This window comes from Streptomyces huiliensis (assembly GCF_020037025.1).
GTDB classification, from domain to species: Bacteria; Actinomycetota; Actinomycetes; order Streptomycetales; family Streptomycetaceae; genus Streptomyces; species Streptomyces huiliensis.
The window spans coordinates 1-2,245 of record NZ_JAIQLH010000044.1 but is presented as its reverse complement, the minus strand read 5'-3'; the positions used below and the strand labels follow the sequence as shown (position 1 = coordinate 2,245).

Below are 2,245 nucleotides of genomic sequence, written 5' to 3'. Positions count from 1 at the left end.
TTGGTAGATAAAGAACAAGCTGAGGGTTCCGTTCGAAACTCGCCGGGAACGTCGCGGTCCCCGTACCGCCGGCCGTCGTTAGGGTCGGGTGTATGACACTGACGATGCGAGAACGACAGCTGTTTCTGGCGGAGCCGCACATCGGTGCGCTGTCGGTGGTCGAACGGCCGGATCGCGCGCCGCTGACCGTTCCCATCTGGTACCAGTACACGCCGGGTGGCGAGCTCTGGGTACGGACCGGGCCCGACTCCCGGAAGGCGCGGGCGATCCGGGCGGCCGGGCGGTTCGGCCTGATGGTGCAGCGGGCGGAGCCGACCGTGCGGTACGTCTCCGTCGAGGGGCCGGTGGTCCGGACGGAGGAGGACAGTCCGGAGCGGTCCCGGGAGATGGCCGCCCGGTACCTCCCGGCGGACAAGGTCGACGCGTTCGTCGCGTACGACCGGGAGCGGCTCGGCGGGCACGCGCTCATCTTCATGCGGCCGGAGCACTGGATCTCCGCCGACCTGGGCGGTTTCTGACCGGGACCCGTAGGGGCGGGACCCGTAAGGGCGGATCCCTAGGGCCGGACCCGTAAGGCCAGGCCCCTTAAGGGACGCCGTCCCTCAGGGCGTGACGGAGAGGACGATCTTCCCGGTGGTGCGGCCCGTCTCCCCCAGCCGGTGCGCGGCGGCGGCCTCCGCGAGCGGGAACACGCGGTCCAGGACCACCCGCAGCCGTCCGGCCTCGACCAGCGCCGCGAGCTCGCGCAACCCCGCGTGGTCGGGCTCGACGAGCATGAACACCGCGCGCACCCCGGCCGCCTCGGCCTCCGCGCGGGGGAAGGCGTCGTCCGGAGGCAGGATCGAGACGAGCGTCCCGCCCGGGCGCAGGGTGCGCAGCGAGCGGGCCCAGCTGTCGCCGCCGAGGCCGTCGAGGACCACGTCCACGTCGCGGACGGCCTCGGTGACGTCCTGGGTGCGGTGGTCGACGAGTTCGTCGGCGCCGAGGGAGCGCAGCAGGTCGTGCTTGCCGGCACTGGCGGTGCCGATCACATACGCGCCCCGGGCCTTGGCTATCTGGACGGCCAGGTGGCCGACGCCCCCGGCGGCCGCGTGGACGAGGACGCGCTGTCCGGGCCGGACGCCGGCGGTGTCGACCAGGGCCTGCCAGGCGGTGAGCCCGGCCAGCGGCAGGGCACCGGCGTGGAGGTGGTCCAGGCCCCGGGGGCGCGGGGCGAAGTGGCGGGCCGGGGCGGTCACGTACTCGGCGTAGGCGCCGGCCGGGTGCGGGAAGCGCGGCATGCCGAACACCGCGTCGCCCGGCCGGAAGAGGGTCACGCCGGCGCCGGTCTCCTCCACGACGCCCGAGACGTCCCAGCCGAGGACGAACGGGGGCTCGGTGCCGTCGGCGAACACGCCCCGGGCGCGCGTCTTCCAGTCGGCCGGGTTCACTCCCGCCGCGTGCACCCGGACCAGGATCTCGCCCCGGCCGGGCCGGGGGCGGGCCGTCTCGACGACCCTGAGGACGTCGGGGCCACCGGGACCGTCGACCGAGACGGCGCGCATGGTGGCGGGGGTGGGGGTGGGGGCAGGGGTGAGGGTCATGTCGGGGTCCGTTCCTCAAGGGTGGGGTGTGAGACGTGAGACGTGAGGTGTGAGGTGTGAGGTGTGGGGTTCATCAGGTGCGGGGCGGCTCCCCTGCACGTCCACCAGGCTGCCGCGCCCCCCGAGCACCCAGTAGTGGCCTGATGGCCACGGCCTGAAAAGATCCGGCCATGCACCGCGTAGGCATCCTGGCCCTGGACGGGGTCGTCCCCTTCGAACTAGGCATACCCGGCCGCGTCTTCGGCGCCGCCCGGGACGCGGCCGGGGATCCGCTCTACTCCGTCGCCACCTGCAGCCTCGACGGCGGCCCGGTGCGGACGGAGGCCGACTACGGGCTGACCGTCGCGCACGACGCCTCGCTGCTGGCCGCCGTCGACACCGTGGTCGTCCCGCCCTCCCACGCCCTGGGCCCGATCCGGGAGGAGGGCAGGCTGCCGGACGCGCTGCGCGCGGCGCTGGCCGCCATCCGGCCCGGCACCCGCGTCGTGGGCATCTGCACGGCCGCGTACGTCCTGGCCGCCGCCGGGCTGCTCGACCACCGCCCGGCCACCACCCACTGGCGCGAGGCCGACCGGCTGCGGCGGATGTTCACCACCGTCCGCGTCGACCCCGACGTGCTGTTCGTCGACGACGGCGACGTCCTCACCTCCGCCGGCGTGGCC

3 protein-coding genes are annotated in these 2,245 nt (G+C 74.4%); 2 read left to right on the top strand and 1 reads right to left on the bottom strand.

The annotated features are described in order from the left end of the window. Nucleotides 1-92: 92 nt before the first annotated feature. Nucleotides 93-518 (top strand): pyridoxamine 5'-phosphate oxidase family protein, encoded by a 426-nt coding sequence (locus JNW98_RS10040; RefSeq protein WP_223767787.1) that lies wholly within the window; start codon nt 93-95, stop codon nt 516-518. A gap of 84 nt (nt 519-602) precedes the next feature. On the opposite strand, the gene JNW98_RS10035 is transcribed toward JNW98_RS10040, so the two are convergent. Beyond that, nucleotides 603-1,583, bottom strand: coding sequence for an NADP-dependent oxidoreductase (locus JNW98_RS10035; RefSeq protein ID WP_223767786.1), 981 nt, complete (start codon nt 1,581-1,583; stop codon nt 603-605). A 170-nt stretch (nt 1,584-1,753) separates the two neighbouring features. On the opposite strand from JNW98_RS10035, the gene JNW98_RS10030 reads away from it, so the two are divergent. Continuing rightward, nucleotides 1,754-2,245: GlxA family transcriptional regulator (locus tag JNW98_RS10030; RefSeq protein WP_223767785.1), on the top strand; the 492-nt coding region annotated here is incomplete at its 3' end.

Coding starts and splice junctions, on each gene's coding strand:
- JNW98_RS10040 (WP_223767787.1), top strand. CDS start 93: ATGACACTGACGATGCGAGAACGACAGCTGTTTCTGGCGGAGCCGCAC.
- JNW98_RS10035 (WP_223767786.1), bottom strand. CDS start 1,583: ATGACCCTCACCCCTGCCCCCACCCCCACCCCCGCCACCATGCGCGCC.